Below are 14,256 nucleotides of genomic sequence, written 5' to 3'. Positions count from 1 at the left end.
CGAGCCGGGCGGCCCGCTTGTTATTCGAGGTAGAGCAACGGCTCAGTCGCGCTCGACCGAGAGGGTTTTCCAGCCGCCGTCGGCAAACTGGAACACCGTGGCGGCCGGGCTTTTCAGGTTGCCGAATTCATCGAATGCGATGGTGCCGGTGACGCCCTCGTAGCTTTCGCTCTTGAGTACCGGCAGGTACACGGCAGGGTCGGCCGACTGCGCCTTGACCATGGCGGTGATCGCCGCCCAGGTGGCGTCGTACGCCGCCGGCGAGGACTGCACCACGCCCGTGCCGAACTTGGCCTTGAGCTTCTGCTCGAACGCCGCGCCCTTGGGCATCTCCAGCAACGGGGTGCCGTAGTTCCAGGCGTACACGCCCTCGGCGGCGCTGCCGGCCATCTTCTTGAACTCGTCGTTGGGCAGGTTGCCGATGTTCATGAACCTGGCCTTCAGGCCCAGGTTCTTCATCTGCTTGGCCATGGGGGCGGCCTGGTAGTCGAGGGCGGCGAAGAACACCGCATCGACCTTCTGCGACTTGGCGGTGGTGAGGATGGCATTGAAGTCGGTGGACTTGTCGTTGGTGTATTCGCGTACCACCACGTTGCCACCGGCGGCCTTGACCGCCTTGGTCACTTCGTCGGCCAGGCCCTGGCCGTAGGCGGTGCGGTCGTCGAAGATCGCGATGCGCTGGGCCTGCAGGGTCTTGACCAGGTAGTTGCCGGCATAGCGGCCGAGGGTGGCGTCGTCGTTGACCACGCGAAACACGGTCTTGATGCCCTGGCGGGTCAGCGCCGGGTTGGTCGCCGACGGCGAGATCTGCGGGATGCCGGCATCGGCGTAGATCTTCGAGGTCGGGATGCTGGTGCCCGAGTTGTAATGCCCGATCACCACCGCCACCTTCGAATCCACCAGGCGTTGCGCCACGGCGGTACCGGTACGCGGGTCGGCCACATCGTCCTCGGACACCAGTTTGAACTGGGCCACCTTGTCGCCCAGCTTCAACTGCTGCTGGTTGGCCTCTTCGATGGCGATGCTCACGCCATGTTCCACATCCAGCCCCTGGTGCGCAGAGGGCCCGGTCAGCGGGCCGGCAAAGCCGATCCGTACCAGCTGGGTGTCCGCCGCGTTCGCCGTGCCAGCCCCTATCAGTGTTGCCATCAGTGCAGCAAGGGCGGTCAAACCCCGGTTGTTCTTATTCATTCTCAGCTCCCAGTAATCATTGGACGAACTGCACACGCCTGGCCAACCTCGCCGGCGCACTTGTAAGATAACAGTCAGCAGGCAACTGTCAATGGGTGTATGCTTGAGGAAAATGAAAATGCTGACAAAAGCCACGCACGCCTTGATCCATGCACCTTAACGAGGCATGGGATTGCAGTAGAATCAGGCGCTTGCACCATAACAAGTCAGATGTTTGATAACATATGGCTACATTTTCGCCGCTACTTCGGGTTTTTAGCGGGTCGGGTGAAATCGACGCAGATCGCGTTTGACGGATGCGCCAACCTGTTCAACCATTCAATCCATCGTGATGAGCACATCAGTTTCAGGAGCTACACAACTATGAATGCGTCGTTTGGAACGCGCAGGGCCAATCTGGCGGAGACAGTGATCCACGAGCTGTCCAACCGGATCGACAATGGCACATACGGGCCGGGGCAGAAGCTTCCGTCCGAACAGGAGCTGTGCAAGGAATTCGGCGTCAGCCGCCCTGTGATTCGCGAGGCCGTGGCCTCGTTGCGTCTGGGCGGTCGGCTGATCGCCCGCCAGGGTGTAGGCGTATTCGTGGTCGAGCAGGACGTCAAGCGCCTGGGCTTTGCCCTGAGCACCGCAGTCGATGACGTGCGCGCCGCCGCCCACGTGCTGGAACTGCGCCTGGGCATCGAGACCGAGTCGGTCGCGCGTGCCGCCGAGCGCCGCAGCCCCACCAGCGTGGCGCAGATCACCGAGGCCTTCGACCGCTTCAACGCGCTGGATGGCTCCAACCTCGAGGAAGAGGCCCGTGCCGACTTCGAGTTCCACCTGGCGATTGCCCGCGCCACCAACAACCCGCACTTCCCGCAGCTGCTCGAAGCCCTGGGCCCGGACATCATCTTCGACCTCAACCTCAAGCACGGCCAGTCCACCGGCAAGAACCGCCTGGCGCACATCAAGAAGATCGGCCGCGAACACGGCGCGATTCTCTCGGCCATCAGCATGGGCGACGTCAACGCCGCCCGTTCGGCGGTGCGCAAGCACCTGGAAGAAAGCCTGTCGCGTTACCAGCGCCTGGTCGACAGCGGCGACTGAGCGGCGCTGTCGCCCTGCCCTGGCGGGTCAGCCCAGGCCCAGGCACACGTACTTGATCTCGAGGTAATCCTCGATCCCGTAGCGCGAGCCTTCGCGCCCCAGCCCCGATGACTTCACACCGCCAAACGGTGCGACCTCGGTGGCCAGCACGCCGACATTGACGCCGACCATGCCGTACTCCAGGGCCTCCGAGACCCGCCAGATCCGCCCCACATCCCGTGCATACAGGTAGCAGGCCAGGCCGAACTCGGTGGCATTGGCCTGGGCGATGACCTGTTCTTCGCTGTGAAAGCGAAACAGCGGCGCCACCGGCCCGAAAATCTCCTCGCGGGCCACGCGCATGTCCGGTGTCACCTCGGCCAGCACGGTGGGCTGGTAGAACGCCTCGCCAAGGGGGTGGCGCCGGCCACCGGCGACCAGTCGCGCACCGCCCTCCAGTGCGTCGCTCACCATCGCCTCGACCCCGGCCACGGCCTTGGCATCGATCAGCGGGCCGACGGTGGTGCCGGCCTGGCTGCCCTCGCCCACCACCAGCTCGCCGACCCGCTGGGCAAAACGCTCGACAAAGCGCTCGTAGATGCCGTCCTGGATGTAGAAGCGATTGGCGCACACGCAGGTCTGCCCGCTGTTGCGGAACTTGGCCACCAGTGCGCCCTCCACCGCCGCCTCAAGGTCCGCGTCGTCGAACACGATGAAGGGCGCGTTGCCGCCCAGCTCCAGGGTCACCTTCTTCACCGTGGCCGCGCTCTGCTGCAGCAACTGGATGCCGATGGGCGTGGAGCCGGTGAACGACAGCTTGCGCACCACCGGGTTGGCGGTCAGTTCGCCACCGATGGCGGCCGAGTCGCCGGTCACCACGTTGAGCACGCCACGCGGTATGCCCGCGCGTTCGGCCAGCACGCACAGCGCAAGGGCGCTGAACGGGGTCTGCGAGGCGGGCTTGAGCACCAGCGTGCAGCCGGCCGCCAGGGCCGGGGCGGCCTTGCGCGTGATCATCGCCGCCGGGAAGTTCCACGGCGTAATCGCCGCGCACACGCCAATCGGCTCCTTGGTCACCAGCAGGCGTCGGTCGGCCTGCGGCGAGGGGATCACGTCGCCATACAGGCGCTTGCCCTCCTCGGCATAGAACTCCACATAGGCTGCGGCGAAGGCGATCTCGCCACGGGCCTCGGCCAGGGGCTTGCCCTGCTCGGCCGTCATGATGCGCGCCAGGTCTTCCTGGTGCAGGAGAATTTCGCGAAACCACGCCTGCAAGCGGCTTGCGCGTTCCTTGGCGGTGAGGGCGCGCCAGGCCGGCAGCGCCGCCTGGGCGGCGAGCACGGCGCGGCGGGTTTCGTCGGCGCCCATGCGCGGCACGCCACCCAGGCGCTGGCCGGTGGCCGGGTTGGTCACGTCAATGCTGCGGGCGCTGTCGGCGCCCACCCAGGTTCCATCGATATAGCAACGTTCACGCAGCAGATCAGGATCGGCAAGGTTCATGCTGATGGGCTCGCAGGGGAATAGGGGGAAACGGCGGGAGGCAGACCCTGCCCCCGCCTGGAGGGTCAACGCGACGCCAGGGCCTTTTCGCGGATCTGGCTGAGGGTCATGCGCGGGGTCAGCGCCTCGGGGTCGATCTGCACCTCGATCAGCGCCGGCTTGCCCGACGCCTCGCAACGCTCGAACGCACCCGCGAACTGCTCGGTGGCGCTCACCGTTTCGGCATGCAGGCCATAGGCCCGTGCCAGCGCGGCGAAGTCGGGGTTGTGCAGGTCGGTACCCGACACCCGCCCCGGGTAGCTGCGCTCCTGGTGCATGCGGATGGTGCCGTACATGCCGTTGTTCACCACCACCACGATGACCCGGGCGTCATAGTGCGCGGCAGTGGCCAGCTCCTGGCCGTTCATCAGAAAGCAGCCATCACCGGCGAACGCCACCACGCTGCGCTGCGGCGCGGTGAGCTTGGCCGCAATCGCCGCCGGCACGCCATAGCCCATCGAGCCGTTGGTGGGCCCCAGCAAGGTGCGAAACGCCTGGTGCTGGTAGCCGCGGTGCACCCAGCCGGTGTAGTTGCCGGCACCGCAGGTGATGATGCTGTCGGCGGCCAGGTGCTGGTTGAGCCAGGCGATCACCTCGCTCATCTGCACCGCGCCGGGCGAACGCGGGCATTCGAAGTTGGCCCGGTAGCCGCTGTTCAGGCGCTGTACCCACTCGGCGAATGCCTGCGGCTTGACCGGCGCCAGCGCCGCCAGTTGCGCGGCGATGGTCGGCATGCCGGCGTTGATCGCCAGGGTCGGCTGGTACACCCGGCCCAGTTCCTCGATGCCGGGGTGAATGTGCACCAGCGCCTGCCTGGGCACCGGAATGTCCACCAGGGCATAGCCGCCGGTGCTCATCTCGCCCAGGCGTGCACCGATCACCAGCAGCAGGTCACTGCTTTTCACCGCCTCCACCAGCTCGGGGCCGGCGGCAAGGCCCAGGTCGCCGGCGTACTGGGGCAAGGTGTTGTCGAACAGGTCCTGGCAGCGGAACGAAGCCGCCACAGGCAGGTTCTGGGCCTGGATGAAGCGCCGCGCATCGGCCACCGCCGCGGCGGTCCAGCCGCCACCGCCCAGCACCACCAACGGGCGCTGTGCCTCGCTCAGCAGAGCCTGCAGGCGCTGCAGGTCGGCAGATGCCGCCGCCGCTTCGATCCGCCGGGCCGGGCCGGCATCGGCCACTGCCACCCGATCCGTCAGCATGTCTTCGGGCAGGGCCACCACCACCGGGCCGGGGCGGCCGTTGGTGGCGCGGTGGAACGCCTGGCTGAGCAGCTCGGGCAGGCGCGCGGCATCGTCGACCTCCACCACCCACTTGGCCATCTGGCCGAACATGCGGCGGTAGTCGATCTCCTGGAAGGCTTCGCGCTCCACCTGGTCGCGGGCCACCTGGCCGATGAACAGGATCATCGGCGTGGAGTCCTGGAAGGCGGTGTGCACGCCGACCGAGGCATTGGTCGCCCCCGGCCCGCGGGTGACGAAGCAGATACCCGGCTTGCCGGTGAGCTTGCCGTAGGCTTCGGCCATGTAGGCGGCGCCGCCCTCCTGGCGGCACACGATCAGCTCGATGTCGTCCCTGGCATCGTGCAAGGCATCAAGCACCGCCAGGTAGCTCTCGCCGGGCACGCAGAACGCGCGTTCCACGCCATTGATGCGCAAGGCATCGACCAGCACCTGCCCGCCCGTGCGCAGCCCGTTGTTGTCAGTGTTCATCTTGTTGTTCTCCATCAGGCGGCGCGGTCAGATGACCGAGTCTTCCAGGAAAGGACGGTTCTCGATCACCCGTTGATAACTCAGGGCACTCAGGTCCAGGGTGCGGTAGCCCCCGTAGATGATCAGCTCGCTCAGGCCGCGGCCGATGGCCGGTGCCTGCTGCAGGCCGTGGCCACTGAAACCGTTGCAGAACAGGAAGTTGCGCACCTGGTCATGGGGGCCGACGATGGCGTTGTGGTCGAGCACGCAGAAGTCGTAGTGCCCGGCCCAGGAGTTGACCACCTTGATCGCCTCGAACGCCGGCACACGCTCGGCCAGCACCGGCCACACCTCTTCCTCGAACTCGTCGTGCATCACGTCGAAGTCGCTGAAATCCACCTCCGGGTCGTGGCGTGGGTAGGTGCCGCCCAGGTACAGGTGGCCTTCGGGGCGGAAGAACACCCCGGTGGGGTCGATGGTCAGCGGCACGGTGCCGGGCAGCGGCGTATGGCAGTCGAACACGAACAGCGAACGGCGCCGCGCCTCCACCGGAATGTCCAGCCCGGCTAGGCGCGCCACCTGGCGTCCACGGGTGCCGGCGGTGTTGACCAGCTGGCCACAGCCGATCAACTGGCCATCGCCCAGGCGCACACCGGTGATCACATCACCCTCGCGCAGCACCTGGACCACTTCGTTCTCGACATACTCCACGCCCAGGCTGCGGGCCTTTCTGCGAAAGCCGTTCATGATCCCGTAGTTGTCGAACCAGCCCTCGTCCCTCTCGCCATAGGTGCCGCCGGCCAGGCTGTCGGGGTTGACCCACGGGAAGCGGCGGATCAGCGCCTCGGTGTCCAGCAACGTGACGTCGGCACCGTTGTCCAGCTGGGTCTGGTGCAGACGCTTGAGCACGTCGAAGCCTTTCTGGTCGGCCAGGAACAGGTAGCCGTTCTCCTTGAAGGCCAGGTCGGGCCTGTCGCCATTGACCGCCATCAGTTCGGGGAAGTCGCGGATGAACTGCGCGCCAAAGCGCGAGATCTGGATGTTGATCGGGTTGGAGAACTGCACCCGGATAGAGCTGCTGGACAACGCCGTGGCCGATTGGGCATAGGTCCAGTCGCGCTCCACCACCAGCACCGAGCCGGTGAAGTCCGGGTTGCTGGCCAGAAAGTACGCGGTGGCGCTGCCATTCACCGCACCGCCGACGATCACCACATCGTAATGCTGCTTTGTTGCTGTCGAAGCCATGGCTGGGGTCTCTTCAAAAGTGCTCGGAAAAGGTCATTTCGGGTCTTCGAAGTGGCCGGCGCCGGCGAAGTTGCCGCCGTGGTAGCGCGCCGCCGGCTCGTTCGGGTCCAGCGGCGGGTGCTCGGCCAGGACCTTCTCGCGGTAGTCGTCGGCGCTGTCCCTGGGCACGTAGCCGAGGGAGGACGCCAGGCGGTTGTCCCACAGGGTTTCGCGGTTGTCGGACATGCCGTACACGATCATGTGGCCGACCCGTGGCGCCAGCAGCGAGCGCTCGCACAGCTGCGCGAAGTCGTCGAACGACAGCCAGGTGGCGAGCATGCGCCGGTCCAGCGGCTCGGGGAACGAGGAGCCGATGCGCAGGTTCACCGACTCGATGGCGAACTTGTCCCAGTAGTAGCGGCCCAGGTCCTCGGCAAAGCACTTGCTCACCCCGTACAGGCTGTCGGGGCGGTGCGCTGCGCTGGCGTCGATGGTTTCGGTGCGGTCATAGAAGCCGATGGCGTGGTTGGAACTGGTGTAGATCACGCGCTTGACGCCATGCTGGCGCGCCGCTTCATAGATGTTGTAGGTGCCCACGATGTTGCCGTTGAGGATCGCCGCGAAGGTGTCCTCCACCGGCACGCCGCCGGCATGGATGATGGCATCCACGCCCTCGGCCAGCGGCAGCACATCGGCCAGGTTGCCCAGGTCGCAGCGCACCAGCTCTTCGTGCGGCGCGGCGCTGCCCATGTCGGAGATATCGGTCAGGCGCAGCTCGTCGGCAAAGGCCTGCATGTGCTTGCGCAACACGCTGCCCAGGCGGCCGGCTGCACCGGTGATCAACAAACGTTTGAACGGCTTGCTCATGCTTGAAACCTCGTGAAAGTCGGTTTGTCGTTACTAGGCCAGCGCCGCGAACGCATCGCGCAGCTGCCTCAGGGCCTGCTCCAGCTCCTGGCGCGAGGTGGCGAACGACAGGCGAATGTAGGGTTCGAGGCCAAAGGCCGAGCCCGGCACCGTGGCCACCTTGCCCACCCGCAGCAGGTAGCTGGCAAGGTCGGCGTCGGTTTCGATCACCTGCCCGTCCGGCGTGCGCCTGCCGATGAACGCGGCGCACTGCGGGAAGGCATAGAACGCGCCCTCGGGCATCTGCAGGCTCAGCCCCTCGATGGCCGCCAGGCCCTCGACCACCAGCGCCCCTCGGGCCTGGTACTCGCGATTGGCCTGGCGCACGAAATCCTGCGGGCCGTTGAGCGCCGCAGCAGCCGCCAGTTGCGAAATGGTCGACGGGCAGGTGGTGGTCTGCGACTGGGTCTTGTTCATTGCCACGATCAGCTCGCGTGGCCCGGCCGCATAGCCCAGGCGGTAGCCGGTCATGGCGTAGGCCTTGGACACGCCGTTGATCAGCAGGGTGCGCTCGCGCAGGTGCGGGCAGGCGCTGACGAACGACACGAACGGCTGCCTGCCCAGCACGATGTGCTCGTAGATCTCGTCGGAGATCACCAGCACCCGGGGGTGGCGCTCCAGCACGGCGCCCAGGGCCGCGAACTCTTCACGGCTGTAGATCGCCCCGCAGGGGTTGTTCGGCGAGTTCAGCATCAGCCAGCGGGTACGCGGGGTGATGGCGGCCTCAAGGCGCGCGGCATCCAGCTTGAAGCCGTGTTCGGCGCCGCACGGCACCACCTTCGGCACGCCGCCGTTGAGCATCGCCATGTCGGTGTACGACACCCAGTACGGCGCTGGCGTGAGCACTTCATCGCCCTGCTCCAGGGTGGCGAGAAACGCATTGAACAGCAGCTGCTTGGCGCCATTGCCCACGCAGATTTCGTCCAGTGCGTAGCGCAGGCCGTTTTCCCGCTCGAACTTGTCGACGATGGCCTGGCGCAGCACCTCCAGGCCATTGGGCGCGGTGTAGTGGTTGTTGCCCTCGAGCATCGCCTGGTGCGCGGCCTCGATCACGTGGGCCGGGGTGTTGAAGTCCGGTTCGCCCAGGCTCAGGTTGATCACCGGCTCGCCCTTGGCCAGCATCTGCTTGGCCAGCACCGATACCGCCATGCTCGGCGAGCTTTTCACTGCCCGCACACGGGCACTCTGAAAGTCCATGGGTCAGCCCTCCTGGCCGGGTTCGAAGGCGTAGTCGTCTCGTGCCTGGCTGGTACTGATGTAGCCAAAGCGCAGGTCGCGCGCCACCTCGTGGCGTGGCCGCTGGCGCGGGTCGCCGTAACCGCCGCCACCCGGCAGGCGCAGCACCAGGCGCCGATCGGCCGGCACGAACTGCTGGCCCTTGCCGCGCAGCAGGGTGCCGTCGTCCAGGCCCACGTAGCCCTGGGCCCCCTCCTTGCCCCCCTCGAGCCCACGCGCCGGGTACTGGATGCGGTCGAACATGGCGCTGAAGCGGAAGCTGTAGCCTTCGGCGGCCGACACCTCGATTTCCTGGCCCAGGCCGCCGCGCAGCAGGCCGGCACCGCCAGAGCCTTCGCGCAGTTCCTTGCGCCACACCACCACCGGGCCGGCCTGTTCGGTGGCTTCCACCGGCATGGTGTGCACGCCGCTGGGGAACGCGGTGGCGCTCAGGCCGTCCATGCCGGAGCGCGCGCCCATGCCGCCGCTGTTGAACATCAGCATCTCGGCGTTGCGCCCGGTCGGGTTGCTGTCCAGCGGGCGCACGCTCAGGTGCAGGTTCCACAGTGCGCTGGCGCCCTCGGCCGGCACCTGGCCGGGCAGGCATTTGTGCAGCGCACCCAGCACCAGGTCGGGCACGAAGTGGCCCAGTACATGGCGTACCGATACCGGCGCCGGGTGCTTGGCATTGAGAATGCAGCCCTCGGGCGCAGTGACCGCAAAAGGCTCCAGCGAGGCGCTGTTGTTGGGGATCTCCGGCGCCACGATGCACTTGAGCCCGTAGCAGGCATAGGCCTTGGCGTAGCCCAGCGGCACGTTGATGCCGAACTGGCTCATGCCCGAGGTGCCGCTGAAGTCGGTGAGAATGCCGTCCGGGCCCACCGTCAGGGTCACCGCCAGCGTCACCGGCACGTCGTAGCCGTCCAGGGTCATGCTGTTGTGGTAGGTGCCATGGGGCAGCGACTTGAAGCATTCCAGGGTGGCGCGGCGGCTGTGCTCCAGGATGAACCCGCCGATGTGCTCCAGGTCGTCCAGGGCAAACTCGTCGAGCATGCTCAGCAGGCGTTTGTGCCCGGTCTCGTTGCAGGCCGACAGTGCGTAGAAGTCGCCGACCACGCGGTCGTTCTCGCGTACGTTGTTGCGCAGGATGTTGATCAGGTCGCGGTTCACCTGGCCGCGCTCGAACAGCTTCATGATCGGGATGAACAGGCCTTCCTCGTAAACCTCACGGGCATCCGGGCCGAAACCGCGCCCGCCGATGTCCACCACGTGGGCGGTACTGGCGAAGTAGCCGATCAGCCGGCCCTTGTAGAACGAGGGCGAGACGATGGTGATGTCGTGCAGGTGCCCGGTGCCCTTCCACGGGTCGTTGGTGACGTACACGTCGCCTTCGAAGATGTTGTCCGGGCCGATGTCGTTGATGAAGTGCACCACCGCCTCGGCCATGGTGTTGACGTGGCCGGGGGTGCCGGTAACGGCCTGGGCCAGCATGTTGCCGGCGCGGTCGAACACCCCGGCCGAGAGGTCGCCGGCTTCGCGTACGCTGGTGGAGAACGCGGTGCGGATCAGGGTCAGGGCCTGTTCTTCGACCACCGACACCAGGCGGTTCCACATCACCTGCATTTGAATATCGATCATTGTTTCGCTCATGGGTTATCGCCTTCCAAACGAATGCGGCTTAGCGCCGGACGACCAGCAGGCAGCCGTCGGGCTGGACCGTGGCGGTGAACGAGGACGACACGAAGGTCGAGGTTTCGCGCTCGGCGATGATCGCCGGGCCATCGATGCGCGCACCGGCCTGCAGCGCTTCGCGCTGGTAGATGCCGGCATCGACGAAACCGCCGGCGACCACGTCGAACACCTGGCGACGCGCCACTTCGTGGGCGCGGTGCGAGGCCTTGACCTGGCTGGCCAGCGCCACGGGCGGCAAGGGCGAACTGGCCTTGACCGACCAGCTGACGATCTCCACGTCCGGGCCTTCGATCGGGCGGCCGAAGAACACCGTGTAGGCCGCCTCGAACAGCGTCTTGAACTGCGCCGTGTCGCTGTTGCTGAAAGCCTTGAACGGCAGGCTCACGGGGATCTCCCAGCCCTGGCCGACGTAGCGCATGAACGCGGTGCACTCCATCTCCGGCTCGCCCTCGGGCATGCCCTGGCGCAGGAAGCCCAGGGCCTCGGCCTTCATGTCGTCGATCAGTGCATTGACCTGCCCCGCCTCGAACTCGGCCAGGCGCACGAAGGCGCTGCGTACCGCTTCATAGCCGAACGGCGCACGCAGAAAACCGATGGCCGACCCCACCCCGGCGCCGGCCGGCACCAGAAAGCGCGACACACCCATCTTTTCGCACAGACGCGCAGCGTGCAGCGGGCCACCGCCACCAAAGGTGATCATGGTGTAGTCGGCAATGTCCTTGCCGCTCTCCACCGCGTGCACCCGGCCGGCGTTGGCCATGTTCTCGTCGACCACTTCGCAGATGCCGAAGGCGGCGGTGCGCGGGTCCATGCCCAGCGGCTGGCCGATCACCCGGTCCACCGCGCTGGCGGCGTTGTCGACCGACAGGCGCAGCGCGCCGCCGGCAAAATTGTCGGCATCCAGGCGGCCCAGCAGCAGGTTGGCATCGGTGATGGTCGGCTCAAGGCCACCGCGGTCATAGCAGGCCGGGCCCGGCTCGGACGCCGCGCTGTGCGGGCCCACACGAATCTGGCGCATGCTGTCGATGCTGGCGATGGAACCACCGCCGGCGCCGATCTCGACCATCTCCACCACCGGGATGGAAATCGGCATGCCGCTGCCCTTCTTGAAGCGGTAGGTGCGCGCCACTTCGAAGGTCTTGGCGGTCTTGGGCACCTGGTTCTCGATCAGGCAGATCTTGGCCGTGGTGCCGCCCATGTCGAATGACACCACCGCGTCGAGCGCGTATTTGCGTGCAATGTCGGCGGCGAAGATCGCCCCGCCCGCCGGGCCCGACTCCACCAGGCGCACCGGAAACTCGGCGGCGCTCTGCACCGAGATGATGCCGCCGCCGGAATGGATCATGAACACCGGGCAATCGGCGCCGGCGGCCTTGAGGGTGACCACCAGGCGGTCCAGGTACGACTTGATCAGGGGTTTGACGTAGGCGTTGGCGCACACGGTGTTGAAGCGTTCGAACTCGCGCATCTGCGGCGAGACTTCGCTGGAGATCGAAATCGACAGGTGTGGCAGGCGCGCCTGCAGGGCGTCGCGCAACAGGCGCTCGTGGGCACCATTGATGTAGCTGTGGATCAGGCCGATGGCCACGCTCTGGTAGTCGCCCTCGCCGATGCGCTGCACCAGCGCGTCGATATCGGCCTGTTGCGGGGCGATCAGCACGTTGCCGCGTACGTCCAGGCGCTCGCGCAGGGTGTAGCGGTGCTCGCGCTCGATCAGCGGCGGTGGCAGGGCAATGTTGATGTCGTACTGCTCGAAGCGGTTTTCGGTGCGCATCTCCAGCGTGTCGCGAAAACCTTCGGTGGTGATGAACGCAGTGCGCGCGCCGCGGCGCTCGATCAGGGCGTTGGTGGCCAGGGTGGTGCCGTGGATCAGCTGCTCGATATCCGACAGCTTCAGGCCTGCCGCGTCGACGACCGCCTGCACACCCGTGAGGATCGCACGCTCGGGCAATGCGTAGTCCGTCAGAATCTTGGTCGAGTGCAACACCCCGCCGACATCCAGCGCGATATCCGTAAAGGTCCCACCTATGTCCACGCCGACTCGGCATGCTGTAGCAGTCATCGTCGTTCCCCTGAATTCTTGTGCTTGTCACACCCGACTGGTTGGCGGGCTTAATGTAAGTTATATGTTGTCTTACAGGTGGTCAAGCACTAACACCACGCTTTTCCACCCTCGCCCGGGCTGGCGTGCCGATGCGCCGTGCGCACCGGCACCGCCTGCCTCAGCCGAGCGTCTTGACCATCCGCGCGCCGCCCACGGCCTGGGCCGTGGGGAACACCTCCAGACGCGAAACGTCCACCTGCTCGGGCAGGCGCAAGGCCGCCAGCAGCAGCTGGGCGATGTCCTCGGGCATGATCGAGGCGTAGCCGTCATACAGCTCGCTGCCCGCGGCCTGCATGCCCATGGCGGTGCGGTACAGCTGGGTCTGCACGCGACCCGGGGCGATTTCGGTCACCCGCACCCCGCTGCCCAGCAGGTCGCAGCGCAGCGCGTCGCAGAACAGGCTGATGCCGGCCTTCGACGAACCATACACCGCCGCCCCGGGGTGCGGCGCACGCCCGGCACTCGAGCCGATGAAGAACAGGTGGCCATGGCCGCGCTGCACCATGCCCGGCAGCACCTGACGGGTCAGGTGCAGGGGCGCCTTGAGGTTGATGTCGAGCATGGTGTCGATCTCGGCCGGGTCCATGTCCTGGAACGCGGCTCGGCTCGACAGCACCCCGGCATTGTTGACCAGCACGTCCACCGGGTACTGGCTCAGCACCTGGGCAAAGGCGTCGGCCTGGCGCACGTCGGCCTCCACCGTCACCACGCCCTGCTCCTGGCCCAACGCCTGCAGCGCCTCACGGCTGCGGCCCACGGCAATCACCTGCAGGCCGGCATCGCGCAGGGCCAGCACGATGGCCTTGCCGATGCCGCTGGTGGCACCGGTCACCAGTGCACAGCGGTAGGACGCCGGTAATGCGGTTGCTTCAGGCATAGATGTAACCCCCGCTGACAATCACGTTCTCACCCGTGGCATAGCTGTTGCGGCTGCTGCCCATCATCACGATCCATTCGGCGATCTCTGCAGGTTCCGCCGCGCGGCCCAGCGGGTTGGCGGCGGCCAGCTCGCCGAGAAAACCCAGCTGGCGGGCGCGCTCGGTGGCAAAGCCGGCCGGCGCCACCGAGTTGACCAGGATCTGGTCCTTGGCACAGGCCTGGGCGAAGGATTTGGTCAGGCTCACCACCGCCGCCTTGGTGGCGGCATAGTGGGCGTTCTGCGGGTGCGCCTTGAAGGCGTCCACCGAGGTCACGTTGACGATGCGCCCGGTCACCTGCGGCGCCGCGACGAAGCCCTGCATGTGGCGCACGGCGGCGACCATCATGTGGTAGGTGCCCTTGATGTTGACCGCGTTTTCCAGGTCCCACTCTTCGTCGGTGATCTCGAAGATGTCCTGGCGCGGGTAGATCGCCGCACTGTTGACCAGGCAGTGCACCCGCCCCAGTGCCTCGACGACCTGCCCGAAGGCTGCATGGGCGCTGGCCTGGCGCGAAATGTCCGCCGCCGCCGTGGCCACCTCGCAATCCAGGGCGCGCAAGGTGCTTGCCGCCTCGGCCATCAACTGCTCATTGCGATCGATCAAGCCGATTTTTCGTGCCCCACGCTTGACCATCAACCTGGCGGTTTCCAGGCCCAAACCCGAAGCACCGCCAACGATTACGACCGTCTGACCTTCCATAACCACC

Annotated in this window: 11 protein-coding genes; 1 reads left to right on the top strand and 10 read right to left on the bottom strand. The window is 66.5% G+C overall.

The window, feature by feature from the left end; translation table 11 throughout:
- Window positions 1-42 precede the first annotated feature (42 nt).
- Window positions 43-1,191: a branched-chain amino acid ABC transporter substrate-binding protein gene (locus tag JZZ72_RS05085; RefSeq protein ID WP_210014119.1), complete on the bottom strand. Its 1,149-nt coding sequence runs from the start codon at window positions 1,189-1,191 to the stop codon at window positions 43-45.
- 363 nt (window positions 1,192-1,554) lie between these two features.
- Here JZZ72_RS05085 and JZZ72_RS05080 point away from each other — a divergent pair, with 363 nt between their 5' ends.
- Window positions 1,555-2,280, top strand: coding sequence for a FadR/GntR family transcriptional regulator (locus JZZ72_RS05080; protein ID WP_043864047.1), 726 nt, complete (start codon window positions 1,555-1,557; stop codon window positions 2,278-2,280).
- A gap of 27 nt (window positions 2,281-2,307) precedes the next feature.
- Here JZZ72_RS05080 and JZZ72_RS05075 read toward each other — a convergent pair whose 3' ends face one another.
- The 9 genes from JZZ72_RS05075 to JZZ72_RS05035 all read right to left on the bottom strand — a co-directional run bounded on the left by JZZ72_RS05075 (window position 2,308) and on the right by JZZ72_RS05035 (window position 14,249).
- Complete coding sequence (locus tag JZZ72_RS05075; RefSeq protein WP_043864048.1) at window positions 2,308-3,759, bottom strand: NAD-dependent succinate-semialdehyde dehydrogenase; 1,452 nt, start codon at window positions 3,757-3,759, stop codon at window positions 2,308-2,310.
- A 65-nt stretch (window positions 3,760-3,824) separates the two neighbouring features.
- A complete protein-coding gene (locus JZZ72_RS05070) occupies window positions 3,825-5,510 on the bottom strand; it encodes a thiamine pyrophosphate-binding protein (protein WP_123753252.1) in 1,686 nt (561 codons plus the stop codon).
- Between the two features lie 27 nt (window positions 5,511-5,537).
- Entirely contained in the window at window positions 5,538-6,734 is a 1,197-nt protein-coding gene (locus JZZ72_RS05065) for an NAD(P)/FAD-dependent oxidoreductase (RefSeq protein ID WP_058540334.1), read from the bottom strand.
- A 33-nt stretch (window positions 6,735-6,767) separates the two neighbouring features.
- Complete coding sequence (locus JZZ72_RS05060) at window positions 6,768-7,580, bottom strand: NAD-dependent epimerase/dehydratase family protein (RefSeq protein ID WP_210014118.1); 813 nt, start codon at window positions 7,578-7,580, stop codon at window positions 6,768-6,770.
- Window positions 7,581-7,613: 33 nt separating this feature from the next.
- Window positions 7,614-8,816 (bottom strand): aminotransferase class I/II-fold pyridoxal phosphate-dependent enzyme, encoded by a 1,203-nt coding sequence (locus JZZ72_RS05055; protein ID WP_100632631.1) that lies wholly within the window; start codon window positions 8,814-8,816, stop codon window positions 7,614-7,616.
- A gap of 3 nt (window positions 8,817-8,819) precedes the next feature.
- Window positions 8,820-10,472 carry a hydantoinase B/oxoprolinase family protein gene (locus tag JZZ72_RS05050; protein ID WP_236066225.1) on the bottom strand — a complete coding sequence of 551 codons (1,653 nt, stop codon included), beginning with the start codon at window positions 10,470-10,472 and terminating at the stop codon, window positions 8,820-8,822.
- A 40-nt stretch (window positions 10,473-10,512) separates the two neighbouring features.
- A complete protein-coding gene (locus JZZ72_RS05045; protein WP_043864054.1) occupies window positions 10,513-12,588 on the bottom strand; it encodes a hydantoinase/oxoprolinase family protein in 2,076 nt (691 codons plus the stop codon).
- A 160-nt stretch (window positions 12,589-12,748) separates the two neighbouring features.
- The gene (locus JZZ72_RS05040) at window positions 12,749-13,507 is read right to left on the bottom strand and encodes an SDR family oxidoreductase (RefSeq protein ID WP_210014116.1); all 759 of its coding nucleotides are present in this window, start codon (window positions 13,505-13,507) and stop codon (window positions 12,749-12,751) included.
- Entirely contained in the window at window positions 13,500-14,249 is a 750-nt protein-coding gene (locus JZZ72_RS05035; RefSeq protein ID WP_043864056.1) for an SDR family NAD(P)-dependent oxidoreductase, read from the bottom strand. The genes JZZ72_RS05040 and JZZ72_RS05035 overlap by 8 nt, the downstream gene beginning before the upstream one ends.
- Between the last annotated feature and the right edge of the window lie 7 nt (window positions 14,250-14,256).

It is taken from the genome of Pseudomonas palmensis (assembly GCF_017848315.1).
GTDB lineage: Bacteria > Pseudomonadota > Gammaproteobacteria > Pseudomonadales > Pseudomonadaceae > Aquipseudomonas > Aquipseudomonas palmensis.
The sequence above is the reverse complement of the archived record's forward strand: the minus strand, read 5'-3'. Positions and strand labels throughout refer to the sequence as shown.